Origin of the sequence: Psychrobacter sp. TAE2020, assembly GCF_018919485.1 — a bacterium.
In the GTDB taxonomy this organism is placed as follows: Bacteria; Pseudomonadota; Gammaproteobacteria; order Pseudomonadales; family Moraxellaceae; genus Psychrobacter.
In genome coordinates this window covers 2,726,335-2,753,094 of the sequence record NZ_JAHLMU010000001.1, presented here as the reverse complement: position 1 = coordinate 2,753,094, position 26,760 = coordinate 2,726,335, and the positions used below count along the sequence as shown (strand labels likewise).

Genomic DNA, 26,760 nt, shown 5'->3' with positions numbered 1-26,760 from the left:
TTTAGTATTATTTTATTCTTCAAGTCTCGCTTAACTCATAAACCGCCCTACTCTTATCTTTTACACGCATAAGCTGATCAATATAAATAAAACTCAACTTATGCTATCGTGACCCTATAACCACTGCTACTATCTAGAGTAATGACTCCATAGCCAACATGCGTATCTAACCCATGACTTCTAACAGCTACGTACAGCAGCAGCGCATTACTCGATTATGCGTGCGCTGCGGATTACTCCTGATGCAATATGGGGCTGAGTCTGCCGTGGTGGTAGACTTAACGAAGCGCTTAGGACTGGCCTTAGGGATGAACAGCGTAGAATGTTCGCTCAACTTTAACGCCATTACCTTGACGACTATCTGCGATGAGCGCTGCATCACCACTACTAGAGACACGATCAATCAGAGCATTAATGTCAATTTATTAGTTCAAATTCAGCAAATTGTTAATAAAACCGAAGACACTGTTGATGAATCGCCCATAAGTCGTGAAAAGCTGACTGACTTCACGACCTCTGCATTTGATGAGCTAGATAAGACGGTATATCCACCTTTGCTAGTAGCTGTGTTTGTTGGCACTTCTTGTGCGGCGTTTGCCCATCTCAATGGTGGCAGTTGGTCGATTACCGCTGTGACTTTTATCGCGGGTTTGGTGGCGATGCTCACCCGCATTTATCTGTCCAAACATCACTTTAACCCGTTTATTACCGCTATTGTGACCGCATTTATTGCCTCATTGATTGGGGCTACGACCTATTATTTTGATATCGGTAATAATGCCGATATCGCCGTTGCCTCTAGCGTTTTGCTATTAATACCCAGCTTCCCTTTAATCAACTCTTTGTCAGATATCTTAAAAGGTTATGTCAATATTGGGGTTGGACGTGCCGTTTTTACCTACATGCTGACCTTTTCAGCGTGCGTTGGCATCGTGATGGCGCTGGTGTTACTTAGAATACAGCATTGGGGGTTTTGAGATGTGGTTCATTAACGCCGTGGTGCTTTCTTGTATTATTACCCTTGGTTGGACGCTTATGTTCACCGTACCCAAACGCTATATCCTACCTTGTTTGCTTATGACTGCTTTTGGATTCGGACTAAAAACAGCCCTTGTCTATCAGCATGTGCATATTGTGATTGCCAGTTTTTTTGGGGCGATGCTCGCCAGCTTTTTGGGGGTTTATTTCTCGAAGAAATATACCCTACCGCCCAAAGCTCTCATCTCGCCAAGCGTGATCTGTATGATGCCGGGTATCGCCGCTTATAAGGCGATGGTCAGTATGGTGCAGATTGGTTATTTCGGCTTTTCAGACGAATTATTTAGTCAAATGATGGTGTATTTGTTTGAGGCCTTATTTGTGACCTCAGGGTTAGTGCTAGGCTTGTCCATTCCTGGGCTGTTGTTTTATAGGCGTCGTGCCATTGTTTAAATGGGTTTAAATAGGTTTAGATGCGCTTAGATGACAGGCTGTTTCTGCCTAAAGGCTTTTATAGAACGATGCTAATTGGCACACCTTCATAATTAAAACTTGTAAGATTGATGATCATACCCATTACAATAGAGTTTAGAACTGCATCAACAAGCCTTAATTAAAGAGATAAAACAATGACCAAACATTATGACTATATCGCCATTGGTGGCGGTAGCGGCGGTATTGCCTCAATCAACCGTGCGGCAAGCTATGGCAAAAAGTGCGCGATTATCGAAGCCGAGCAATTAGGCGGCACTTGCGTCAATTGGGGGTGCGTGCCCAAAAAGGTAATGTGGTATGGCGCGCATGTCGCTGAGACTATTCACAAGTTCGCGCCAGACTATGGTTTTGACGTTGAGGTCAAAGGCTTTGACTTTCAAAAGTTAGTACAAAGTCGCCAACAATATATCGAAAACATCCACCGCGCCTATGATAATAACCTCGCCAAAAACGGTGTTGAAGTGATAAAAGGCTTTGCTAAGTTTGTCGATACCAATACCGTCGAGGTTAATGGCGAACACATTACCGCTGACCATATTTTGATTGCCACGGGTGGTCACCCTATTAAGCCTAATATCAAGGGCGCGGAGCATGGTATCGACTCTGATGGCTTTTTTAAATTAAATCATTTACCAAAGCGCGTCGCTATCGTTGGCGCAGGCTATATCGCTGTTGAGATCGCAGGTGTACTTAATAGTCTCGGCTCTGAAGTACATTTATACGTGCGCAAACACTCGCCATTACGCACCTTTGACCATACGATTATCGAGACTTTATTGATAGAGATGGAGCAAGCGGGCATTCATTTGCATACCAATAGTGTAATAGACGAGGTTAATAAAAATACCGATGATAGCCTGAGCTTATCTGTCAATGATGATAGCGAAGGCCATATCGACACCGTTGATTGCTTGATTTGGGCAATAGGCCGTGCGCCCTCTATCGATAATATTAACTTGCATGTCACTGGCGTTGCGACGACTGATGACGATAAAATCAAAGTCGATAAGTTCCAAAATACTAACGTTGATGGTATTTATGCGGTCGGTGATATTATTGAGGACAGCGTTGATTTGACCCCAGTCGCGGTTGCCGCAGGTCGCCGATTATCGGAGCGCCTATTCAATGACAAACCTGATGAGCATCTAAGCTACGATTTGATACCGACGGTGATTTTTACCCATCCTCCTATCGGTACCATTGGCTTGTCTGAGATTGAGGCTGTCAATCAATTTGGTAAAGAGGCTATTAAATGCTATAGCTCAAGCTTTACCGATATGTTTAGTGCAGTGACCCAGCATCGGCAAAAGTGTACGATGAAGTTAGTATGCTTAGGTGAGGATGAAAAGGTGATTGGCCTACATGGTATTGGCTTTGGCGTCGATGAGATGATTCAGGGCTTTGCGGTCGCGATAAAAATGGGCGCAACGAAGGCGGACTTTGATAATACCGTTGCTATTCATCCCACTGGCTCAGAAGAGTTTGTAACTATGCGTTAGAGGTTATGCGTTAGAGGTTATGCGTTAACAGTTATGCATCAGGCGCAAGAATTGTGCTTGATGCTGGAGGCGTAGCTTGTGTTATCTAATTTATCGAACAGATAATTAAAAACTTATTACTTCCTATAGATTGGAGCCGTTAAAAGTTTCCATTGTCTAATATCACTATTGGGGGTCACAGGCTGCGCCCAGCCTACTTATTAACTATTATATTTTTGAAATTTGGGGAGGGCTCACAAGCTTGGTCCAACCCATAAACTATTATATTTTCGCAATACCGATTTAAAAAGCGTTTTAGCCCTGACTGTAGCTATTGATAACCACAACCCTAATCTAACCCTCCTATCAGATCATGGTCTACAGATCCAATAGCCATTTATTATTTGCCTTATAAACTTTGAAATTGCCCTGGTTGATACTAGTATGACCGTTCATAGTTTGGGTAATATCAGCGCTACACAGATAAGCATCAACGCTATCAGTAGCTACACAATCGATATTGTCTACACTATCAAGAATGGGCATTGCCTTTTCAATAACGCTGTTAAAAGACTCGTTATCTTGCTCATTACCAGCTGAAGTCGTTGTCTTATCAGCCATAGTATCGGTTTGTTTATAGTGCTTTTTAAGTAAGCCTTTAACCGTGCGATTAGAAGGATCATCAGAGCAAGCCGTTAGGAATGTTATCAATACAGTGCTAATGGCTAAGATTTTAAAGCTATTCATAATCGTCTCAATTTAAGGTAACCATCAACTTTAACTTCCTTATTTAACGGTCACATTAGTATACTGGGCCAGACTATCGAGACTTCCCTGTACGCTTTTCGGTTGTGACTTTAATAACTTGCTGCTGTTAGGTAACTTTACAGTAATGCCCTGCTTATTAACTTGATAGAGGACGGGTTTATTAGTGAAGCTCAGAGTCTTTTGCTTAGTGTCATAAATAAACGGTCCATCATAATACAGCTCAACTCTGCCCTCTTTATTAGCAAACACGTAGTACAGTTGCTCGCTGTCCCCAACAAAATAGCTAGTCAAGACCATTATTTTTTCGTTATCTAAATGAAACGTATAGATATAGGGCGATTTGCCGTCTGTTTTAGGATCATATACAGGCAAAACTTGATAGTTATCTACCCGCATTTTGCCATTAACTCTTGTGCTTTCAGTAATAAAAAGCAAACCTTTTGCTTGGTATTCTTCCTCCACAATGCGTATGGTAACGGGTTTATTATTAATCACTTTATAAGTTGAATACTTATGCCATGATGCGCCACTCTTGGTCATAGTACTTAAAGTCTGCCTATCATAATCGATATCAAAAAATCCACAGTTACCCTGCGCCAGCTCAGTGAATTCTTCACTATACACGAAGCTATTGTCTTTTTTTAGATAGACCTGATAAGAAGGACCGCCATAACAGCCGTAGCGACCATCCTTTAGGGCTAAGTCGTTTTTATTATCAAAATTAAAGTCATCATAGATCAGCACGCTACTGTCGCCGTAGGGAATATTGACAATATTCGTACTGAGTTTTCCGCCCAGCTGCAATGATGCACTGTCCTGTAGTTCATAATCCATAGCAAGACTAGAAGGCTGAGCTATTAGAGTTTTTTTAGTTTTAGCGTCTGTGATTTCGATAATATAGTTTAATTCACTAAATTGTTTATCAGTATAGTCTTTAATGGTGGCGTAGTAGTCGTCAGAGAAATCTTCAATCTGGTATTGCTTTGACTGGTTTGACGCCTGAGCTAAAGCTGAGTATGGCAAGGAGAGAATAGGCAAAGCCAGAAGCGTTATAGCCGCTCGAAAGATTTGATTAGATAGGACTTTAGGCAAGGCATTGAATGTTTTAACCTTAGACATAACCTACTCCTTATTGGCTAGCCGCTACTAGCAAAATAGTTATCACTGCATAATCAATAAGGTAGCATAAAATAGCTCATTGACTAAGTATTAAACATTGGTGTTAAGCCCTAAACATTGGTATTAATCGTTAAGCACAAAAAAAGGCTAGCACTTTAGCAGCCTTTTTCCATTATCATCGTCCTGCCAGCTATTTCGATTGCTATTGGGTTAGTACCCAAGTGCCGTTGACATCATTGACCTTAAACACGCCACTATCAGTACGGCTAGTACCGCCGATAGTTTGGGTAACGTCAGCAGTGCACAAATAAGCATTGTCACCATCGGTATTGTCACAGCTCACATTTTCTACCTTTTCGAGGGTCGGTATCATCCCTTCCATCATGCCACTCATAGCTTTTGCCGTCTCGTCATCACCGGCTTGTGCCATCGCATCATTCATCATGCTATTAGCTTTATCATACTGAGTTTGAATAAGTTCTACCACGTCGCTTTCAGAAGGCTTATTAGAGCAAGCGATAAGTATCGGGGTCAGCAGCAATACAGCGCCTAGCTTTATTAGATTATTCATGACTACCTCAACGATTAATAAGCAAAATTTTATAGACCTTTAGGCCATCTTAAACAATATTTAAACTATACCTAATTAGCTATTAAAAATCAGCAACATTTATTAATATTTCTTTACAGCTATTATCAAGGAAAAATAACCACTAAAGCTAACAGTATAATTACGATACTGCTATGATGATCATAATAAAATTCGTTGCGAGATGACTGTGTGGCAAGTATATTTATTTATTCTTCCTATTGGCTTGGGTATTATGACTTTAGTAGGCAGTCTAATGTGCTTATTTGCTTACCTGATGTCCGATGATAATGCCACGCGCTTACCAGCTTTTACTTGGTTTAAGCGCTTACTTATTGTGGCATTCTTACTAATAAGTATTGGGCTATTTATGACTTTTAAGCATTTTTGGGGCTAGCTGACATTAAGTTTAGAATGCTTTGCTTCGACTAAGGTGTGCACTCTCAAAAGCTGGTAGAACGGGATAATTAAAGGCGCTGAACTCAAGATTTTAAGCCCTATTGCTTTGGGTTTAAAGATAATCCTAAAGCGCATTAGCCGCATCATAAGCCGTTTTTGTAGCATACGAGATGTCAGCTACTGTACAACAATCTCCCACCTTTACTACCTCTATCCCCGCAGCGATTAACGCCTCTGCATCAAATAAAACCGGACGCGCGCCACTAGCGATTACTACGTAGTCGTGAGCAATGTAGACATTATTACCATAATGATCTTCACAGCGTATCTCATCTGCAGCAATATCCATTACTCTATGGCTAGTATATATTTTCACCCCATACTGCTCATAGTTCGCAAGCATAGAGGGTAGAATGGTCTCACTTATATGATCAGTAATTTTATCCGCTATCTCTACTATCGTTACTTGGCAACCCCGTTCAGCTAGATATTCAGCAGTCTCACAGCCGACTACTCCGCCACCAACTATGGTCACTCGACCAGATACTAGTTGCTCACCGGCCAATACTTTCCAAGAGTCATAAATATTAGGGCCCTCTATACCGGCAATTGGCGGCATAAAGCTAATCGCCCCTACCGCTACTATCACCGCATCAGGCTTTAGGGCCATTATACTTTGAGTAGTCGCCGTTTCGCCTAAACGCAACGCCACCCCTTCTCTGTGTACTGCCTGTATTAAGTCTTCTGTAGCCCGATGTAGTTCTGCTTTACGTGGTGGCACATCAGCGATATTTAATTGCCCACCCAACTGCGCTTGTTGTTCAAACAGTGTCACGCTATGGCCTTTATTAGCGGCGACCCGTGCCGCTTCAAGTCCAGCAGGCCCGCCGCCAATCACTACTATATTTTTCTTGACCTTTGCCGCAGTAATAACTCTACTCTCTTCAAAGCCATTCTCTGGATTGACAGTACAGATAACAAAAGATCTGTTCATAATAGAGTCAACGCAGAAATTGCAGCTGATACAACGCACAATATCTTTTTGCTGACCTAAGGCGGCCTTATTTGGCCATTCAGGGTCAGCCAGTAGCGCTCGGCCAATGCCAATCATATCGGCTTTACCAGTTTGCAGCATAGTTTCAGCCATGTCAGGATCAATGATGCGTCCTGAAGTACTCACAGGGATAGAAACAGCTTGTCTAACGGCCCCAGCGATATCTGCAAAGAAGCCATAAGGCTGCACACCCATTGGCGGTATAGTATCTGCCAAGTTGACGGTATGGTTAGCCTGACCTACGTGCAACATATTCACGCCTGCATCCTCAAGCCATTTTGCGAACTGCGGGGCATCGACTTCATCAACGCCACCTTTGCCGCGCACAGGAGTGACCACTGATAACTTATAATCAATGATCATATTCGGCACAGCCTGTTTTAAGGCGTGAACTAGTAACAAGGCAAAACGGGTGCGGTTTTTTAGCGAGCCACCAAACTTATCGGTTCGGGTATTCATTTTGGTGCTACATAACACTCCTACTAGCCTATCGCCATGGACTTGAATGACGTCAATACCAGCCTGTTGCGCCCGCAGCGCACAAGCACACATCTTATCGATGATCGCCATTAAAGTAGTTTCACTTACCTCATTAACGAAGTGCTCCATGTCATAATGCAACCGCTCACGTACTTCGTTTCGCTGGCCATTAGCAAACATCTCATTGATGGCATCGACATCGTATTCTGGATGAAATATCTGCACCCCAACTTTGGCGCCATAGCTATGAACACTATCAGCAAGCCGACGGAAACTGTCAATTTGACTATCATCAAACAGTTTTGGCGTAGGCGCAAAGCTACGAATGGGCGCAACGTCGCCTAGCACAATATACCCTACGCCCCCTTTGGCAAGACGAGTATAAAAAGCATAGCTTTGTGAGCTGATGCTCCCATCCTTAGCTTCATAACCAGTAGTAAGTGGTGGTAACATCAAACGATTTTTAAAAGTCACACCGCCAATAGTGATAGGTTGTAGTATTTTCATTATTCTTCTCTTCTGCAATAGCCTATAAATAAACTTATTTTACTTTTGTAATAATAAAAATTCCTAATATAAGGTGCTTGTCAGTTAGGATTTACTGCCTCTAGTAAACCAACTGATGCGTCTAGCCCTGATTAGCATTAGTGAGATTGGTTGCCGAAACTAATCAGCACTATTGATTACTAGTGCTAATTAGAGCTAAAAACCTAGGAAAAAACCCTATGTAATCAAAGCTCTGCTAAAGGAAGACTTAGCTTTTCTAATTCTAATAGCTGTAAATCTTTGCGCTTTGGCTCGCCATTATTGCCGTCTTCTGGAAACGGCATAGAGACCCCTGTAAGCTTGTAGCCACGGCGCTCATAGTAAGCCAATAATTCAGGGCGATGACTCAATATACTCATAGTCAAACGGCTAGGCTGCGCGGCTGACTGACGCTTATTACCTTGTAAGTGCCGACTAGCAAAAGTCTCTGCTGCTTTTAGTATCACGTTGCCAATTCCCTCACCTTGCAGCTCAGGATGGACAGCAAACATACCAATATAGGCATTATTGCCAGACGGTACGTTGCTATTAATATCGACAGCAATACAGCCTAGCAGCTCGCCAGTCTCTTGCCCCTCTCGATCACCAGTATTGGTTTTTGGGTAGACGAAAATATAGTGCTTAGGGTCAGCAATGACCGCGGCGAGCTCAGCCTTAGTAGTGCGAACACCAGCGACTAAATCTGCCTCATTAGTCCACCCTTCTGCCTGCCGATAACAACGGTCCAGTAGCTGCTTAAGAGCGTTAAGGTCTTTTGACTGCGCTTGGCGTAAAAACACGGTGTCTTTATTCATATGACGGTCACACTTTTTATAGATAAATGGTAAAAAAGACTGCCAGAGTAGAATGGCAGCCTTTATAGTAACTTTATAAGTGCTAAATAAGTGCTAATACTTACTGTTACTTAGCACTTAAACGCTTAGCACTAACGTGATAAAGCATGCGCTTGCTCAACAAGATTAAAGCCGGCATTAATCTGTGCTCGTGTTGGCGCATGACCACGGCGTAATAGCTCACTAAAAGCCACTAACTCTTTATCACGACCTAAAGTACTAGCAGCGCTGGCACGAGTATCTTCGCCTTTATCATCAAAATAATATTCGATATAGTTGAGCGTATCAGGAGAACCCAGCAATATATTATGGTCAGGGGTAGCTGCATGACCACTATAGCGTAAGCTTTTTCCATACTGCATAGTCCAAAAGAAAGGAATTCGCTCATCTAAAGAAGGCACAGTATCGTCTCCTAAGATAGCCGCCGCCGTAACTAAGCCATGTTGCAATGCTACCCGCCAATGCTCAATACGCATACGTCCCATTTGTCCAGATGCCTTGGCAATATCGCCTAGTGCATAGACACCATCACGCAGCTGCAAATGACTATCGACTTGCACACCGTCGGGGTCATTAACCTCTTTAAGCAAGTCGGTAAGCGGCGATACACCCGTACCTAAAATTATAATATCTGCGTCTAACTTAGTGCCATTTGCCAGAGTAACGCCTCTAACCTGCTGACCGTTGCCATTGATTTCATTAACTGTAGCATCCAGTACGAAGTTAATGCCATTGTCTTCATGCAGTTTAATTAAAGCGTTGCTCACCGTTTCGGAGATGATAGTCTCCATTACTCGCATGCTCTGACCAATAACTGTAATAGACGCCGTATTGCCCGCTTGCGACAACGCTGCGGCTACTTCCATACCGATAAAGCCAGTACCAACGATCACTACGTGTTGATCTTGACTAGCCGCTTTGATAATTTTGGCATCATCCATGCTGCGTAAAGTATAGACTCCTTCTAACTGGGCGCCTGTAATAGGAGGAACGATAGGCTTAGCACCCGTTGCTACTACTAAGAAATCAGCCGTTACATTATGTTCAGCATCATGCTCATCTTTAATAATAACCGTGCGCTCATTAGCGATAACTTCACTAACTGTTTGCTTTAAGCGTAGTTCTATATTGTTTTTCTCCGCCCAATCACTACCGCCAAGCAGCAGTTTTTCCTCAGGCAGGTTACCGGCTAAAAAGGCTTTAGACAGTAATGGACGATTATACGGCGCTTTGTCATCTTTGCTTAGTAGGGTGATTTTGCCACCATAACCTGTATTACGTAATTGATGAGCGGTCATAAAGCCTGCTGCCCCGCCACCAATGATAAGCGTATGCGTGCCACTGAGCTGATCGTTTTTAATAGTCTTATCTATTTTGGCGGCAGTGTTAACGATTAGATTATCACCATCATCAGTCAACTGATATTGGGTGAGCCCCTCAGTAGCTACTGGCTCTAACAAGGTGCCGTCACTACTATCAAAAGTGGCATGATGCCAAGGGCAGATTACCCGATTGCCACAACGTAGACCTGTGCCTAAATCTGCACCAGCATGCGGACACTTGCCATCGAACGCATGAAAGGTAGTGTCATCGCGGGTGATTAAAATGATACTATTATCCGCTTGCTTATATGACTTCATACCGCCATCTTCAATATCGGCTTTATTAATAGTGACTGTTGTAATAGTGGCCTGAGACATAAGTTATCCTTAACGGTGGCGATTGCTACCTGATGAGTTATGATTGATTGCTATTGATTAGATGGTAAAATATCGACTAGCCTTACTGTAAAATAAATATTTTACTCAGCAGCAACTTATTAAATATTATGTTATGTATTGATAGTATGTTATTCATTGATAGTAACAAGACCTCTTAGCATTCGATGTATATTTGTATGTCTGCCACGTTGCAAAACGTAACTTCTGCATTCAACTACTTAGTTCCGCTATAGAAAATCTGCTTTTTAAGCCTTTTATTTGCTTATAGCTGCTTTGCCCTTAACCACAATCATAGACGATTATTTTATGGCTTCTCAAGACCCTAATATTACTGAGCCTATATCTACTGTTATGGCTAGTAATCAGACTTCTGATTCACAACACTTTGACCGCTTAAGCTCAACTGACCTAAGCCCAAATGACTTAAGCTTAGCCATTGCAAACTTCGACAGCTCAAGTTTAGAGGTTGCGGCATTGGTAGATACGGCGCTACTAGCGCAACCAACGTTGCCACCTATTAAACAAGCATACTATAAGTCATCTAATGAAGACTTTACAGTCAATGAAATAATGGCTGTAAACTTTAGCAATGAAGGCGAGCACTTGTGGCTACATATAAAAAAATCAGGCATGAATACCGCCTATATTGCCAAACTACTAGCTGAGTGGGCCGACATCCCCTTACGCGATGTCGGCTATTCAGGACTAAAGGATCGACATGCCCTAACGACACAATGGTTCAGCTTACGCATTCCCAAAAAGCAGTTACCAGAAACCGATTTTGCCCCAATCGACTTAGGGGATAATGAAACGGTAGAAATTATTGACCAACATTGGCATAATAAAAAACTCAACCGTGGCGCCCATCGTGCTAATGAATTTGTTATTACTTTGCGTGATATAGAGTTCACCAATAATCTACAAGTCACTGCTAACCATGCGCTTGTCGAGCAGCAATTGCAAACTATAATGAACACTGGAGTGCCCAACTATTTTGGTCCACAGCGCTTCGGTCGTCATGCCAGTAATATCAGAGAGGCGCTCAGACTGTTTGCTCAGCCTATTGAAAAAGATAAACCCAGCGGCAAAAAGAGTGAACGTAAACGTGTGCCACGCGAGCAACATACTATGGCACTATCTGCAGCTCGTAGTGTTATTTTTAATGACATTTTAAGCGCACGAGTGGTTAATGGCAGCTGGAACACGGGGCTGGCAGGAGAGGTATTTAATCTTGACGGCTCAGGGTCGATCTTTAGTAGTGAGCAATTGGACGATACTTTACAAGCACGTCTTGACATCGGAGATATTCATCCGACCGCGGTAATGTGGGGTATAGATAACGCTAAAGTATCAGGCCCAGCGGCCCAGCTAGAAACGCAGGTAGTACGGCAGAGCGCCTTATTGACTATGCTGGCTACAGGTCTAGAGCAACGTGAGATAAAAGCACAACGACGAGCATTAAGGTTGCCGGTAGAGACCTTGTCATGGCAGTGGCTAGACGAGCAGTCGCTAGTATTGCGTTTTAGTCTGACTACGGGTAGCTTTGCTACTAGTGTATTGGCCAGCTTGACTCAAGCTTTAAAGACAACTTAGGCCACAGCTTACATAGAAGCTTAGGTAATGTTTCACTAACCGCTTCAGTATCTGAAGCGGTTACTGGCAAGCTATGCTTCGTTATCTAGGCCGAGTATTTAAATACCATAAACCGACTCAGCTACAGGTGACTCTAAAATCCCTTCTGCTCGCAAATTATTGGCACTCACCACTTGATTGCGGCCACGATCTTTAGCTTTATATAAAGCTTTATCAGCGGTACTAATTAAGTATTGACAGATATCAGCAGGCAGCTTTACTTTTGCAAGCGCTAACGCTGCCCTTGATTGGCTATGATTGCGTGATCTAAGAAATCTTAATTTACCCTTGCCAAGTTTTCGCCGTGCTGCTGGGGTGTGGCGATTCGCATACTTCTCTTCAATCAGCCTCAATTTATTATGAGTCAAAGTATAGAGACCAAGACTGACTGTGACCATCAAGTTTATATCCTTAGTAACCCGTATGGTATGCTGAGCGATGTTTACACGCAGTTGCTCAGCGATTACCACCGCCTCATCATGAGAGGTATCCGGCAAAGCCATCAAAAACTCTTCACCGCCATAACGGCTAATAATGGCTCGATCCGGTACGGTAGTGGAAAAAATATGGGCTACTTCACGCAGCGTTTGGTCTCCTACTTCATGCCCATAACTATCATTAATATTTTTGAAAAAATCTAAATCCAATAATAGCACGCTATAATCTTTTTCCGGGCCCTGCATAAGAGTTTGCTGCATCTGTTTAAGACCATGGCGGCGATTATTCAGTAAAGTCAATTCGTCTTGGTTAGCGTGTTGCAAGATTTCGTTTTTACTATTATCTAATACTACTAATAAGGTTCGAAAGGCATAAACTATAAAGATAGCTTTGGGCAAAGCCAAATACATATGAGTTGAGCGCCAAAAAAACGCTGATGAAAGCTGTACTTCATTGACGCTATTCCAGCCCAGTGCATCATTCTTGAAGATCGAGGCAGCAATGGCATTTTCGATAGTCATAACCTCATTATAAGTAAGATAGCTATAAGCATCAAACACAGGGTAAGTTATGGTTAGCTGACGTAGATTGGGTAAGTTAATGCCGAAATAAGGAGTAGCAATTGCCAATAAAATCAAAAATACTTGTAACAAAAACACGCGCCAGACATAGACACGTCTGACTAGCATCATACCCAGCATCGAGCCACCAACTAGTGACACTCCAGCATATAAACTGCTATAGCCCATCATTACTATGACAGTAGCTATATAAAAGGTATAAGGCAATATAAGAATGATTTGCCATCTATTTAAAGCATTATCGTCATTTTTGATACGGGATAAGCGCCCTATCATCCACCAAAAAAATAACCCTGAGAAAGTTATACCTAGCCACAACGGATATAAAAAATGTATATCAACGTAATCACTAAGTGCATCTTGGCATATCCATACCATCAGACACCATAGCCAATGTAAAGCTACCTCCATCGTTATAAATAATGCTAATAGCGATGCTCGGTCTTCGGCTGGCAAATCAAAGATAATTTGAGTGAGTTTTTTATAGCTTGGTTGGTAAATCGAAACTGCCATCAATAACTGCCGCATAAAAATAAATAAGGTTAAACAACTTTATAATTTTATATTGGCAACCTTTAAAACAATTAGCAATAATTCACTCATAGAGGGCGCTAATTAAAGATGGACGGTCGTTATTGTTAGTATGACTGCTTATTAACGTCTAAAAATATGAGCTTTACTCGTGGACAGACTATCATTAACATCGAATAATAGATTACGCTAAACTGGCAAAGGCCTGCCAGATAGCTTGCTGATCAGCATTGACAGTAGGCACGTCACCGATGCGTCGCCAAGGCATATTACTACCGTGAAAATCGCTGCCAACAGAAACTGCCAGCTTATGCTCAGCAATACTACGGTCTACCATTCTACGGGTACTTAATGGCTCACTGTTAGCCGGTAGTTCACAGCCATCACCACCAAGCGCAGCAAATTCTTCAATAAGCTTACGTACTCGAGTTGCCGATAGTTGATAGCGAGTCGCATGGGCCAATACCGCCTTGCCACCGCAAGCTTGGATAAGCTCAATACCATGTTGCATACTCAGAGCTTCAATGGCAACATAAGCTGGCTTGTTATCAGCTAAGTATTTATCAAAAGCTTTTTGTACCGTTTTAACTTCGCCACGTTCAAACAACACTTGTCCGATATGAGCGCGCCCAACCGCTTTAGCGTTGCCGCCAGCTTTAGTCAGAATCTGTTGCCAAAGCTCGTCATAATCAATACTTAACAGTATGCTAAGTTTTTCAGTAATGCGTTGACCACGAGTAGCACGACTGTCTTGTAGTTGTTGTAGGGTGGCATGCATGCGCGCGCGATCAGTAAAATCTAAGCCTAGCACGTGGATAATTTTATTGGTTGATTTGTTCTTACCATAGCCACCACTTAGCGTATGCTCACAACTGATCTCTACGCCGTTAATAAGCTGCATACCATGAGAATCGGCGGCTACGCGTGCCTCATCAATGCCTAACAAGGTGTCATGATCGGTTAATGCTAGCACCGTAACCCCAGCGGCGTGGGCCCGTTCTATTACCTCTGTAGGCGCATAAGTGCCATCAGAGCAGGTACTATGACAATGTAAATCGACTTTCATGGTTGTGGCCTTATCCTAGCTTTAGATGTTTTAGAGCTAGATAAATTAGAGGGATAAATAGTCGTTACTTTAAATAAAATAATAGTTCTAAATAAAAATAACGATTCAGAGTAAGTTCTGCTAACTCATTCGCTTATGCTTATTATAGCGGTATATTATAATAGATAACGAATATAGACTGTGTTTGCTTTTTTTTAGTTCAGTAGAGGTGTAAACTATCCTCTACGTTTTTGTAGGATATTCCACCTGATATGAAAGCCTTACTAGACTTCATTCCGCTGATTGCTTTTTTTATAGCTGCTCGTACTCACGGTATTTTGGCAGCCGCGGGCGCTTTACTTGTTGCCACCCTCATCATCTATGCTATCCACTTTATCCGTCAAAAAGGTAAATTTGAGAAGCAACAATGGGTGGTTTTATTACTGACTATTGTCTTTTGTGGCGGGACTTTATTACTACGTGATGATATTTACTTACGTTGGAAGTCCCCTATTATCAATGGTATCTTCGCCTTAACCTTAGTAGTCAGTGTGGCTATCGATAAACCGTTGATGCAATTGGCTATGAAGGATGTGTTCAGTCTCTCAGTGAGGGGTTGGAAAAAGCTAACTTTGGTATGGGCAGTATTCTTCGCCATGATGGCTGTACTACATTATATCACGGCCTTTACTATGTCAGATGAGGCTTGGATTAACTTTAAAACTTATGGCTGGATTCCGATTATGCTAGTATTCGTAATCGCTCAGTTTGCTGTTTTAAAGAATCATCTCAATCCAGCATTGACTGATAAAACCGCTAAATAAGTTACTAAATCCATATACTTTTTCCTATTATTTAAGCCTTGTTGAGGAGTCCTAATGCCCTTATTTGCGATCATTGGTCATGATGTTGCTAACAGTGCTGAGCAACGTAAACTTACTCGTGAAGAGCATTTAGCACGCCTGTACACTCTCGATAGTGAGCAACGTCTACTCGTTGCTGGGCCTACTCCTATTGCACACCACCAAAGCGGCGATACAATAGAGATGTCTGGCAGTATTGTCATCGCTGACTTTGTATCCCTTGAGGCGGCACAAGCTTGGGCAAGTGCTGAGCCTTACTTACGTGATGGTGTATATAGCCATGTCGATATTAAACCTTTTATCCACGTTTTACCTAAACCTATATAAAAGGTCCGCCACCGTGAGTGCATTGTTACCCTCAAAATACTCAACACCTACTAATAAGCTAGTGTCCGTTATTTATCAGCGCTCTAGTTATCAACTTATAGCTGTTTGTCTGATTTTATTTATAACTTTTTCAGCGCAAGCATTACCAGTAGCAGTTGGTGCTCCTTCAGCTCAGCCTGCTATAGTTACTGATATAGCTACTGAGGCTAATACCGAACAGCCGACAGGTGAAGCTGCGACTATAGATAACACTTTAGCCGCGCAATTAAAGCCGTCAAATCAGGCACTTTCTGCTGCCAATCAAAAGTTGCTTAGCCAAAATGCGCAATTACAAAGACAAGTCAATGACCTGCAAACGCAGACTAATGTCTTAGTATATGAGAGTAAAGGCCAGCTGTTTTTATACGGTGCTTTTACCGTACTAATAAGTCTCTTAGTAGGTATCTTTGTCTCTTGGTTAGTGTTTGTGCGGCGGGAACGTTGGTAGTAGTATGCTAATAGCTGGTTTTTTATGAAAATCGTGCTAACTATTTTCATAATACTAACTACTTCCATAATGCTAATCCTTTAAAAAAAATACTCTAAGACCTCTAGCTGTGAATGACGCTACTCTTATAACTGATGGTGTTTATGACCAATAATGCTAATGACCATTCCAATGCCACTAACAGTGCCACTAACAATGCCAGTAAAAATGTCGCTAAAACAGACTCCATAGTACTTAGCGCTCCGAACCCTTTAATAAATGAGCAAGTTATTACCCCTGCAAAAATCGAATGGCAAAGGGACGATAGCGGCAATAAAGTGCCAGTATCAGGGGAGTTCGGTGATGTCTACTTCTCTCATGCCGATGGCTTAGCAGAGTCGCGCTATGTATTTATCAATGGTAATCAACTGACTGAACGTTTGGCAAATCTAACTGAGCAGCAGAGCTTTACTATCGTTGAGTTGGGTTTTGGTACTGCGCTTAATTTATTAGCAGTATGGCAGTTATGGCGACAACTGCGTATCACTCAGCCACAGTTAGCTGACGCTCGCTTGCATTTTATTACTACTGAAATGCACCCCTTATCCCTCGATGACTTAACTAAGATACTGAGCTTATGGGCACAGCGTGCGCCTGAACTCGCTGATCTCATCAAGCAGCTACTAGTGACTTATCCAATGCTTATTGCTGGCGCGCATCGGCTGACCTTCCCTGCTGATAACTTGACCGTCGATATCTGGCTGGGTGATGCAGCCACTAGCTTAGCCAAATTACAGAATCGCACTGCTAGTAGTCGAGCGGCGCACGTCGATGCTTGGCTATTAGATGGTTTTGCCCCTTCTTGCAATGAGTCATTATGGGCCGATGCGGTGTTTGCGCAAATACAGCGCTTGTCACAGCTGGGTACTAGTGTCGCTACTTATAGCTGTGCTGGGGTGGTCAAACGTGGTTTACAAAATAACGGTTTTGCCCTAAAAAAGATCAAAGGCTTTGGCCGTAAAAATGAGATGCTTACTGCGGTGATGACGGCAGAATCGTTGTCAGCGAATGGCGCTAGTGGCAAGATAATGTCGTCGACTTTAGAGCAAAGTACAACAACTGCTATAGAGTCAACTGTAGAAAAAACCAACGGCCATCAAACTGCCTTGGGTAACCCTAGTCATAGTTTAGTCATTGGTGCTGGAGTTGCTGGCTTATCAACAGCATGGTCATTAGCCAATCGTGGTATTAAGGTGACTTTACTAGATAAAACAGCTCCATTAGCAGGAGCCTCCGGCAACCCACGTGCCCTACTAGCTCCTAAAATGACTCCTATCCATCATGTTGATGAGCATCTGCATACTCTGGGCTATCTGTACAGCTGTCGTTTTTATCAGCAGCTCAATGAGCAAGCCGTTCAAACCGGTACAGCCTTAGTACTAGAGCCAACAGGCGCGCTCGATTTGCTAATCAAAGCCAATGTCAACGTTGAACAAATCTCAGCATATCCTCCTAAGATGGCTACTACCTTGTCAGTCGCACAAGCGCAAGATGCTACAAACTTAGGGCAGCAAGCACTAGCCGAAAACTTATATCTACCACAGTCAGGCTTAGTCAATCCGCAAGCGCTAAAAACCTTGATACTTAACCATCCATTGATTACCTATCAGCAATTAACGGTGACTGCTATTAATGAAACTGCCCTGCAGGTTTGTATTACGGGTCATAGTGCTGATACAGACTATTGGAAAAATGCATATAGCGACGCTGGTGAGAAGACTATTAAAAAAACTATCACCGCAGATAATGTGATCATTTGTGCCGCTTTTGAAAGTCATGAATTAGATAGGCGTGTTTTTGATTGTCGTAAAATTCGCGGGCAATTATCTTGGTTTACCCCGACAGCAGCACAATGGGCAAAGCTACCTAAACTACCGCTTAAATATAGCGGTTATTGTGCCCCATTTACGCCGCAAATGGACGACAGTAGCATCAATAATGTGGATGAAGGACGGCAGCAACTATTATTAGGTGCCAGCTTTGTACGTAATGATATATCTACAGAGATACGCGCTGCTGAACATCAAGTCAGTCGTGATAAATTAATAGCAGCTATCCCTGAGTTAGCAGCAGTAATACCTACGGATACTAGTGGCTGGCAAGCTCGTGCTGGGGTACGCACTCAAACCCCTGACTATCACCCGATACTAGGTCAGTTAGGGTCAGGGCAAAGTCGTATTTGGACCTTAAGTGCGATGGGGGCCAAAGGCTATGCTTATGCTCCACTGTGCGCCGAAATATTAGCAGATATCATGCTGGGCAACTTCGCTCCTGCATCTGCTGCTATGCTCGCCAGACTATCACCACAGCGTAGCCTGTTGCAGACGCCGTTGGTTTAGTGGTAGCAAAATATAAAATAGATCGGCTAAAGTTGCTATAACATAGCTACTCTATGGAGCAAAAAATCCAGTTATCCAAATGATTATTGACCACAGTCCCCATACTAGCGCTATCAGCACAATCATCCCCAAAAAATCAGGTATGTGCAGATAAAGCCAAGCAACAATAGGATTGCGCCAAAAGCGACTGTGCTGTTGCTTATCTTCTAACTGCTGATGCAAAAACGGCCGATCCATATGAATAGTATCCGTAATACCATACTCTTCATGGATATGCTTATGGACGATGCTAAGCGTTTTACGGCTAGGTCGAATAAAAATATCCAATAATGTGCCGACTCCAGGCACGATACCCACCACCATATCAATCAAGGCTAAACGTACTGCTGGAGACATCTTACTAGCAGGAACACCCAATTGCCGACCCAACATAAAGGCATAGCTAGTTAATGCTAATCCTGCTATGTCCCCAGCTAGTGGTATCGTCGATAACGCAGCATCTGCGCCAACGCCTTGCTTAGTAAAAGGCACTCGTACTAGCGAATCCATAGTATTAGCAAATTTTGCCAATTTACGCTCAGTGGCAATCACTTGCTCACGAGTCAGCCCCTGCTCTGCAAGCCTTAGCTGATAGTCGATTTTAGGTGCTGTACTAGGAGCAGATTTATTTAACTTCGCAGCTAAACCTTTAGTTTTTAGTAGCTTTGACCGCTTAGATTGGGGCGGTAAATTTGAGTTATCCATTAAAGCTCGTCCATATACAAGAGGCTGCTATCAGCAAGAACAAGTAACGTCCAACCCAAATATTAGCCAAAAAGGCTTGGAAACAAGCAGCGGCTTGCCGACTGGCGCAAGCGCTATTTTGTTTAGCGAACATCATCGCTACTAATGCTAAGCCAAATACGGGAATAAAGCCTAAACGGGTCACTGAAAAATAATGCCACAAAACTATGCCCATTAATAATAAAAACAGAGTTTGCAGTAGCGAGATAATGACTACGTCATAACGTCCAAATAAAATAGCCGTTGATTTGATTCCGATTTTTAGATCATCTTCGCGGTCAGCCATCGCATACTGCGTATCATAAGCCACAGTCCAGCACATATAAGCTAAGAATAACAGCCAACACCAAATATCAGGAACGCCGACTATCGCCACATAAGCCATAGGTATCGCCCAGCCAAAGGCCGCTGCTAAGAACAGTTGCGGTAACTGGGTAAAGCGCTTCATAAAAGGATAAATAAAAGCCAATACCACGGCGCCAAGAGACCAGTAAAACACTTGCACCGGTAAAAAGAATAGTAAGCTGGCACTCAATGCTACTAATACTAAAAACGCTGCAATAGCTTCTTTACTAGATAAGCGCCCATCAGCCAACGGCCGGCCTTTAGTACGAGTGACGAAACCGTCGACTTTACGATCAGCAAAGTCATTAATAGCACAACCTGCCGCTCGCATCAAAATTGCTCCTAGGGCAAAAATGATAAACACTTTTAAGCTTGGTAAACCTGCCGTTACGCCAGTACTAGAGCCTTGCTGTTGCGCTTGGCTCATTGCTGCAAGCAACACGCCCCACAAAGTTGGCCATAACAATAGCTCAATGCCCACGGGTTTATCAAAGCGCGTCAGCTGCATGTAAGCATGAAGTTTGTCTTTGAAATTTAAGGCTGGCCGCTTAGATATCATTAGTTAATGGTCTCTATTTTTATAGTATTTATTTTTGCTGCCATAATTGATTGGCTTCTAGCAGAGATAATTCAGGATACTGTTTTCGTAACGCTTTAATCGAAGCTACTTTATCACTGTGTACTGGCTGCTGGCGTAAATAAGTCAAGTACTCGGTTGGGTCGGTCACTTGCTTTAAGCGCTTTTCAAGCTGGCGAATGTGCCTACGCATAGCAATATGCATCAGTAGCAACCATGCACCTACTAGATAAACCACTATCATTGACATCAACAATCCCCCGTATCACTTAGCTTAAGCAGATAAAGTAAGGCAGCTAATAACCTTTAAATCAAATAACCTTTAAGTGAAATAACCGTCAAAACGTAGTGCTTCGTTCTGCCAAGTTTCAGTCGGCTGCTGTTGAGCCAATAGCGCTGCCTGCGGCGGACGCTTGACGATAACTCGCCCAGCTTGCTGTTGATTATTGCTCAAAAGCGATTGCGCACTTTGTAGTAACTGCTGCTCTTCAACTAGTGTTGGCGGCTGCGCTAAACCATGCAATGCTTGCATTTGCTTACCAACTTTAGCGCCTTTACCGGTCTTACTGTCTTGATAGCTATCTATCGGAAACATAGGGTCTAAATAAATAACATCTACCTTCTGTTTAGTGGCGCCAGAGCTTATAGAATCGTCTGTTTGGATATGCTGTAGAGAGCTGAAATAGCTTAATGCATCAGTATTAATAATATGCAAACGTGACATCAGCTTTTGCCAATTAGGCTGGGTACTCATGCGCTGCTGTTCAGTCAACAATAACAGCGCCATTAAAGGCTGCTGCTCTAGCATAGTTACTTGTGCACCAGTACTCGCTAATATCAAACTATCATGTCCAAAGCCAGCTGTAGCATCAATAACTTTGCTACCAATGCTAAGTTTAGCAGCTTGTAATAACAGCTCAGTTTTGCGCCCAGCACTGACCACTCGCCGTTGCAGCTTGTCCCATTCCGGCGCTACACTTAAACCAGCACTCAATAACGATAGCTGGTTTTTGTGGTCTAATAGTAGAAGCGCTGATGCCGATTCTGCACTCAGCTGTGCGCGACGCTTTTGAGTAAGCTTGTCAGTTATTAGCTCAGTAGTTAGCTCTAAAGATAAGTTGTGCTGACTGATCAGCGCCTGCAACTGCTGAATTTGCGCTTGCTGGACTTCGTTAACGTAAACCAACTTGCAACGTTGAATGCTGATAGCCGTTGTAGATGTTTGCAAAGTGCTCATAACTGCTATCTCTTATGACTATTCATCAAGCTATTCAACAAGCTATTCAAATATTAATAAAACCGCTTAATGATCGATTGTTGGTAAAGTTTGCTGATAAATCTAATTGACATGATCTGCAAAGACTTAGCCTGCAAACTGATAGCCGAATACCCAAGCCGCTACTAATACCACGATGCCAGTAATAATGCGCAACCAAGCAAAAATCTTAAAGTCACGGCGGCTAACCCAAGCCACTAACCAGCGAATAGACAATAGTGCGACTACAAAGGACACTAGCGTACCTATACCAAGCACCCACCAATCTTCACTAGTGGACATTACCTCATGATGCTTAATTAAATCAAGCAACCCAGCACCAATAATAACTGGAATGCCTAAAAAGAAGGAAAACTCAGCTGAGGCTTTACGAGAGACGCCAAGCCATAGCGCTCCTACGATAGTAGCGCCAGAGCGCGAAGTACCTGGTATTAAGGCAAAACATTGAAATAAACCAATCATCAGTGCCGTCTTGAGACTGACATCTTCAGCTTCCTCAGCGATAATGACTTTTGGGCGGTTTTCAACATAAAAAATCAGTAAACCACCAATGATCAGCATGATAGCTACAGTGACAGGATTGAATAAGTAAAGCTTAATTTCATCGGCAAAAGTAAAACCAAGGATCATCACTGGAATAGTAGCAACTATCAAGCTAAGACCGAGCTGGCGAGGGTTTTTTAGCACTTCAGACTTACCAGTAATTAATCCAGTAAGCGCTTGCCAGAGGCGTCCCCAATAGTCATAAATAACTGCTAAAATAGCGCCTAATTGCACTACCACTATGAACAAATCAACTTTTTCTTTAGTCCAAAAACCCATGACATCAGCTGATAAAATCAGATAGCCAGTGCTAGAGATGGGTAAAAACTCAGTGATACCTTCAACAATACCCATGATGACGGCTTGAATTAATAAAACTATATCCACTTTTATTATCCTAAAAACAGCACTACTAACTACTGGATGCTGTCATGTTATCTGTTGATGACTTTTGTACCTTTAAGGGGTTCATTAGCCGTTATAAGAATACTGTTATAAAAATACTTAGGCTAGTATTAATGCTTTATTAGCTTAGTACTGACATTAGCTTAGTACTGACCTTTAGCTGCTAGTAAAGCTTTAAGCTTTACCTTGTTCTTTCAGCGTTTTCCAAGCTTGATTACGCAAATATTTTGGTAAAGCTTGCGCCGCCTCAGTACCACCGCTCGCTACAAACTGGGCGATACCTAATTGCCCAATGATAGCCGCATCAGGATTGATATCGTCATAGCTGAGTTGTCCATCATAATGCTTGAGTAAGCTAGCACCATTGCCAACAATAGGTAAATTGAGTGGCGTTTGACTGTCATAATCTAGCAATTGCTCAGTATCCGCCGCATCCATAGATTCTGCATCTACAGGCGCTGGTTGCATAATACCGTCCATTAGACAATAGTGACCAAAATACACTTGCTGCATCCGTGCATCGAGGGCGCTATACACTTGCGTTAGACCATGCTGTACATAAGCAGACTGCGCTATAGCTTGTAAGCTAGAGATAGCCACGCATGGTAAATCTTGGGCTACCGATAAGGCTTGTACCACAGCAGTATTGATACGAATACCACTAAAAGCACCTGGGCCACGATTGAATATTAATGCTTGCACATCTGCCAATCGCAGCTGATTGCCCTTTAGTGCCGAATCTATCATCGGCAATATTTGCTGGGTTTGCTGACGCTTACCCGTTTCAGTTTGGTTTGATATTACTTTGCCGCTGCTGTCTAAAATAGCAATCGAACATTGATCAAAAACGGTATCCATGGCTAAAAACATGCTGACCTCAGTTGTACTTGCTGGCTTTACAAAATAGCGCCTATCATAGCATTTCAATTCAACAACTTTTATGACTTTCTGCACTTTCCACAGTTTATCCATCGAAAAGTATTGTCGATGCCGAAGCATTCACTAAGCGAGTAAGACATATTTATAAAAACCCCAAAGCTATAGTTAGCATTGAGGTTCTATACTGCGGTTATGATACGGCAATCAGTTTGAGCTAAAAGCGCTTTTTAAAGCCTTTTGGTGCTTGACTCTGCATCTCTTGCATTTGCTTTTGCATATCCTCAGCGCTTGGCAAATTATTAGGATCCAGTCCCATTTGCTTAGCCATTGCCGCTTGGTTGACATCTTTCATACCGCCTGATTGACCGCCGCCACCGCCAAATAACGGACCACCGCCACCTGCAGCGCCACCGCCTCCACCCATCAACCCTTGCATGGATTTCATCATTTTACCGATACCCTCAGGCTTGGAAATCATTTTCATCATTTTTGCCATTTGCTTATGTTGCTTAAGCAAGCGATTGACGTCTTGAATCTCGCGACCAGAGCCTGCGGCAATACGACGTTTACGACTAGGGTTAATCTTATCTGGGTTTTTACGCTCAAATGGGGTCATTGAATTAATCAAAGCTTCCATCTCACGTACTTTTTCTTCAGGCTTAGCATCTTCAACGGCTTTTTGCATATCAGAGCCACCCATACCCGGCATCTTATCAAGGAAGCCTGCCATGCCGCCCATGCTTTTCATTTGTTGAAACTGAGTCAGTAGATCTTCAAGGTCGAACTCGCCACCCTTTTGCATCTTTTTAGCCATTTTTTCGGCTTTGTCACGATCGATTTTTTGCTCAACTTCTTCGACTAGACTTAACACATCACCCATACCTAAGATACGTTGGGCAATACGTTCAGGATGGAACAACTCTAGCGCGTCTAATTTTTCACCGCGACCCAAGAACTTAATAGGCTTGCCAGTGATAGCACGTACTGATAGCGCAGCACCGCCACGAGCATCGCCGTCAGTCTTGGTTAAGATGACCCCAGTCAAAGGCAAGGCATCATCGAATGCTTTGGCAGTATTTGCCGCATCCTGACCGGTCATAGCATCGACTACAAATAGAGTTTCAGAAGGATTGACTGCAGCGGTTAAGGCCTTGATCTCATCCATCATAGCTTCGTCGATAGCCAGACGACCAGCGGTATCAATAATCAAGATATCTTGATACTGAATTTTAGCCTCTTCAATAGCTCGTAGCGCAATATCAATAGGGTTTTCGTCGCTGCTTGAATTGACGAACTTGGCATTGACTTGCCCAGCCACTTGCTCAAGCTGCTTGATCGCTGCTGGACGATAGACGTCAGCCGACACTAGCATAACTTTTTTCTTGTGACGCTCTTGTAGGAACTTGGCCAGTTTACCAGCAGTAGTCGTTTTACCAGCACCTTGTAAGCCTGCTAAGATATAAACTACTGGGGGTTTGCCAGTCATTTCTAACTGTTGATTGGCACTGCCCATCATTTCGGTCAGCTCATCGTGGACTATTTTTACAAAGGCTTGTCCAGGAGCTAACTCTTTTAACACTTCTGCGCCCAGCGCTTGCTCTTTGACTCGTTTAACAAAGTCACGAGTCACTGGCAAGGCTACGTCAGCTTCCAGAAGCGCCATACGTACTTCACGCAAAGTGTCTTTGATATTGTCTTCGGTTAATTGTCCACTGCCAGAGATATTGCGTAAACTCGACGATAGACGTTCGGTTAAGGTATCAAACATAAGTAATTCTCATTAGGTCATTAGTTAATATGTATTCTTTAAATCTGTTGTAGCCAATAGTGTTTTGTTTAGCTATGTTGTCGTTAGCCGTATTTTAATTAGTGTTCATCAACTGTTGCAAGCCACTGGTTTCAATTCACCCGTTTATTATTTAAGCGCTTGTGCTAGAATTTCCCAATAGTAGATCAATATTGATCCTGCGTCGTTAATAATGACTCAACAATATTGACTCGGCTAAAATAATAATGGATATGATTCTCAATTGAAGGCTGTTTTATGATAAATTGTAGGCTTATTCTAATCATACCATTTTAGCATTAACTTGAGCGGCCCTGAGTAATAATAGCCACTAGGTTGCGCTGCTGATAATTAATGAGGCTTAGCTGTGTTACTTGCTTTTGTGATAGCCAGTATGGCTTATATCGCGGTCAGTATCTACATCGGTTGGGCGCTGACGGCCAATAGTACTATTAATAAAGGCCTGAGTCTGGGCCTATTGCTACTGGGAATGCTTGCGCACGCTACCCTATTGTACCCTTACATATTCACTCTTTATGGGCTGAATTTTAACCTATTTAATGTGCTCAGTCTCATCAGCTTATTTTTCTTATTCTTTTATGTCCTGTTCTCATTGTATAGACCGATTGTCAGTTTAGGTATTTTGGCAGCGCCAACTGCCTTTATCGGTATGACTATAGGATTCATTGGTCGAGTGGCTTATCAGCCTTTAACTCATGTCAGTGTCGGTTTAGAAGCTCATATTATACTATCATTCGCCGCTTACTGTGTGCTACTGATGGCCACCGTACAAGCGCTATTTTTGCGACTGCAAATTGGTGAACTAAAACAACACACTATCCATCGTTTCTGGGTCAATAAGCTACCTTCTTTGCAAACCATGGAAGGGCTATTATTTGACATGATCCTAGTGGGTTTTGTGCTGCTCAGTATTGCGCTGGGACTAGGCTTCGTCTATGTAGAAGACTTATTTTCTCAGCATATCGTACATAAAACAGTGTTTAGTGTACTGTCATGGTTATTATTTGGGGTGCTGCTACTAGGGAATTGGCGTGCAGGGTGGCGTGGTAAGCGTGCTGCTAACATCACCATTTATGCCTTTATATTGTTAGCTATTGGTTTCGTTGGCAGTAAATTTGTTTTGGAATTAGTGCTCTAACTAGTATTGTAATTAGGGTATCTACATTACCTTACATTGGCATATGATCTGCAACACTGCTTTGATTCACTAGCAGCTATCGGCCGTCTCTACTTATCGCTGTTCAACCCGCCTTAGTGTCTTTTTCGATCATCGGCATCATTCCAGCCTCAGCCTTGCAATTTTATGCACTACTTTGGTTTTTTTATAACATTTATAGGGATAAATGTTATAATTTAGCCCGTAATAAGGTTGGCACCAATATTGCATTAACAATGCAGCGCTG

General features: G+C 42.7%; 25 protein-coding genes. 10 read left to right on the top strand and 15 right to left on the bottom strand.

Annotation, left to right across the window (positions count from 1 at the left end):
- Positions 1–173 precede the first annotated feature (173 nt).
- From KPY62_RS11365 to gorA, 3 genes are all read left to right on the top strand, one after another.
- Entirely contained in the window at positions 174–977 is an 804-nt protein-coding gene (locus tag KPY62_RS11365; RefSeq protein ID WP_216582167.1) for a threonine/serine ThrE exporter family protein, read from the top strand.
- A 1-nt stretch (position 978) separates the two neighbouring features.
- Positions 979–1,431, top strand: coding sequence for a threonine/serine exporter family protein (locus KPY62_RS11360; RefSeq protein WP_216582165.1), 453 nt, complete (start codon positions 979–981; stop codon positions 1,429–1,431).
- Positions 1,432–1,607: 176 nt separating this feature from the next.
- A complete protein-coding gene (gene gorA, locus KPY62_RS11355) occupies positions 1,608–2,972 on the top strand; it encodes a glutathione-disulfide reductase (RefSeq protein WP_216582129.1) in 1,365 nt (454 codons plus the stop codon).
- Positions 2,973–3,329: 357 nt separating this feature from the next.
- Here the strand turns inward: gorA and KPY62_RS11350 are convergent, their stop codons facing one another.
- From KPY62_RS11350 to KPY62_RS11340, 3 genes are all read right to left on the bottom strand, one after another.
- Entirely contained in the window at positions 3,330–3,698 is a 369-nt protein-coding gene (locus tag KPY62_RS11350) for a hypothetical protein (RefSeq protein ID WP_216582123.1), read from the bottom strand.
- Positions 3,699–3,737: 39 nt separating this feature from the next.
- The gene (locus tag KPY62_RS11345; RefSeq protein ID WP_216582121.1) at positions 3,738–4,838 is read right to left on the bottom strand and encodes an XAC2610-related protein; all 1,101 of its coding nucleotides are present in this window, start codon (positions 4,836–4,838) and stop codon (positions 3,738–3,740) included.
- 202 nt (positions 4,839–5,040) lie between these two features.
- Positions 5,041–5,409 (bottom strand): hypothetical protein, encoded by a 369-nt coding sequence (locus KPY62_RS11340; RefSeq protein WP_216582119.1) that lies wholly within the window; start codon positions 5,407–5,409, stop codon positions 5,041–5,043.
- Positions 5,410–5,611: 202 nt separating this feature from the next.
- Between KPY62_RS11340 and KPY62_RS11335 the strand changes: the two genes are divergently transcribed.
- Positions 5,612–5,824, top strand: coding sequence for a hypothetical protein (locus KPY62_RS11335; protein WP_216582111.1), 213 nt, complete (start codon positions 5,612–5,614; stop codon positions 5,822–5,824).
- Positions 5,825–5,950: 126 nt separating this feature from the next.
- On the opposite strand, the gene bilR is transcribed toward KPY62_RS11335, so the two are convergent.
- From bilR to KPY62_RS11320, 3 genes are all read right to left on the bottom strand, one after another.
- Positions 5,951–7,867 (bottom strand): bilirubin reductase, long form, encoded by a 1,917-nt coding sequence (gene bilR / locus KPY62_RS11330; protein WP_216582108.1) that lies wholly within the window; start codon positions 7,865–7,867, stop codon positions 5,951–5,953.
- Between the two features lie 224 nt (positions 7,868–8,091).
- Positions 8,092–8,700 (bottom strand): GNAT family N-acetyltransferase, encoded by a 609-nt coding sequence (locus KPY62_RS11325; protein ID WP_216582106.1) that lies wholly within the window; start codon positions 8,698–8,700, stop codon positions 8,092–8,094.
- Between the two features lie 131 nt (positions 8,701–8,831).
- Positions 8,832–10,439: an FAD-dependent oxidoreductase gene (locus KPY62_RS11320; RefSeq protein ID WP_216582098.1), complete on the bottom strand. Its 1,608-nt coding sequence runs from the start codon at positions 10,437–10,439 to the stop codon at positions 8,832–8,834.
- Positions 10,440–10,766: 327 nt separating this feature from the next.
- Here KPY62_RS11320 and truD point away from each other — a divergent pair, with 327 nt between their 5' ends.
- Positions 10,767–12,053, top strand: coding sequence for a tRNA pseudouridine(13) synthase TruD (gene truD, locus KPY62_RS11315; RefSeq protein ID WP_228730676.1), 1,287 nt, complete (start codon positions 10,767–10,769; stop codon positions 12,051–12,053).
- Between the two features lie 98 nt (positions 12,054–12,151).
- Here the strand turns inward: truD and KPY62_RS11310 are convergent, their stop codons facing one another.
- Together KPY62_RS11310 and KPY62_RS11305 are read right to left on the bottom strand one after the other, a co-directional pair.
- Complete coding sequence (locus KPY62_RS11310; RefSeq protein WP_216582096.1) at positions 12,152–13,624, bottom strand: diguanylate cyclase; 1,473 nt, start codon at positions 13,622–13,624, stop codon at positions 12,152–12,154.
- A gap of 202 nt (positions 13,625–13,826) precedes the next feature.
- Complete coding sequence (locus tag KPY62_RS11305) at positions 13,827–14,708, bottom strand: PHP domain-containing protein (protein ID WP_216582094.1); 882 nt, start codon at positions 14,706–14,708, stop codon at positions 13,827–13,829.
- Positions 14,709–14,959: 251 nt separating this feature from the next.
- Between KPY62_RS11305 and ispZ the strand changes: the two genes are divergently transcribed.
- From ispZ to mnmC, 4 genes are all read left to right on the top strand, one after another.
- Positions 14,960–15,511 (top strand): septation protein IspZ, encoded by a 552-nt coding sequence (gene ispZ / locus KPY62_RS11300; RefSeq protein WP_216582092.1) that lies wholly within the window; start codon positions 14,960–14,962, stop codon positions 15,509–15,511.
- 54 nt (positions 15,512–15,565) lie between these two features.
- Positions 15,566–15,877, top strand: a complete 312-nt coding sequence (locus KPY62_RS11295) for a YciI family protein (protein WP_216582084.1) — start codon at positions 15,566–15,568, stop codon at positions 15,875–15,877.
- Positions 15,878–15,890: 13 nt separating this feature from the next.
- Positions 15,891–16,364 (top strand): hypothetical protein, encoded by a 474-nt coding sequence (locus tag KPY62_RS13805; RefSeq protein WP_324033921.1) that lies wholly within the window; start codon positions 15,891–15,893, stop codon positions 16,362–16,364.
- A gap of 143 nt (positions 16,365–16,507) precedes the next feature.
- Positions 16,508–18,742 carry an FAD-dependent 5-carboxymethylaminomethyl-2-thiouridine(34) oxidoreductase MnmC gene (gene mnmC / locus KPY62_RS11285; protein ID WP_216582077.1) on the top strand — a complete coding sequence of 745 codons (2,235 nt, stop codon included), beginning with the start codon at positions 16,508–16,510 and terminating at the stop codon, positions 18,740–18,742.
- 51 nt (positions 18,743–18,793) lie between these two features.
- Here mnmC and KPY62_RS11280 read toward each other — a convergent pair whose 3' ends face one another.
- From KPY62_RS11280 to ffh, 7 genes are all read right to left on the bottom strand, one after another.
- A complete protein-coding gene (locus tag KPY62_RS11280; protein WP_216582062.1) occupies positions 18,794–19,486 on the bottom strand; it encodes a DUF4112 domain-containing protein in 693 nt (230 codons plus the stop codon).
- Complete coding sequence (gene ubiA / locus KPY62_RS11275; protein ID WP_216582061.1) at positions 19,479–20,429, bottom strand: 4-hydroxybenzoate octaprenyltransferase; 951 nt, start codon at positions 20,427–20,429, stop codon at positions 19,479–19,481. Before ubiA ends, KPY62_RS11280 begins: the two co-directional genes overlap by 8 nt.
- 28 nt (positions 20,430–20,457) lie before the next feature.
- Complete coding sequence (locus tag KPY62_RS11270) at positions 20,458–20,697, bottom strand: hypothetical protein (RefSeq protein WP_216582060.1); 240 nt, start codon at positions 20,695–20,697, stop codon at positions 20,458–20,460.
- Between the two features lie 72 nt (positions 20,698–20,769).
- Positions 20,770–21,684 (bottom strand): class I SAM-dependent methyltransferase, encoded by a 915-nt coding sequence (locus KPY62_RS11265; protein ID WP_216582059.1) that lies wholly within the window; start codon positions 21,682–21,684, stop codon positions 20,770–20,772.
- A gap of 126 nt (positions 21,685–21,810) precedes the next feature.
- A complete protein-coding gene (locus KPY62_RS11260) occupies positions 21,811–22,653 on the bottom strand; it encodes an undecaprenyl-diphosphate phosphatase (RefSeq protein ID WP_216582058.1) in 843 nt (280 codons plus the stop codon).
- 192 nt (positions 22,654–22,845) lie between these two features.
- Entirely contained in the window at positions 22,846–23,541 is a 696-nt protein-coding gene (tsaB, locus tag KPY62_RS11255) for a tRNA (adenosine(37)-N6)-threonylcarbamoyltransferase complex dimerization subunit type 1 TsaB (RefSeq protein ID WP_216582057.1), read from the bottom strand.
- A gap of 223 nt (positions 23,542–23,764) precedes the next feature.
- Complete coding sequence (ffh, locus tag KPY62_RS11250; protein ID WP_216582056.1) at positions 23,765–25,318, bottom strand: signal recognition particle protein; 1,554 nt, start codon at positions 25,316–25,318, stop codon at positions 23,765–23,767.
- Positions 25,319–25,703: 385 nt separating this feature from the next.
- On the opposite strand from ffh, the gene KPY62_RS11245 reads away from it, so the two are divergent.
- Complete coding sequence (locus KPY62_RS11245) at positions 25,704–26,495, top strand: cytochrome C assembly family protein (protein ID WP_216582055.1); 792 nt, start codon at positions 25,704–25,706, stop codon at positions 26,493–26,495.
- Positions 26,496–26,760: the final 265 nt, after the last annotated feature.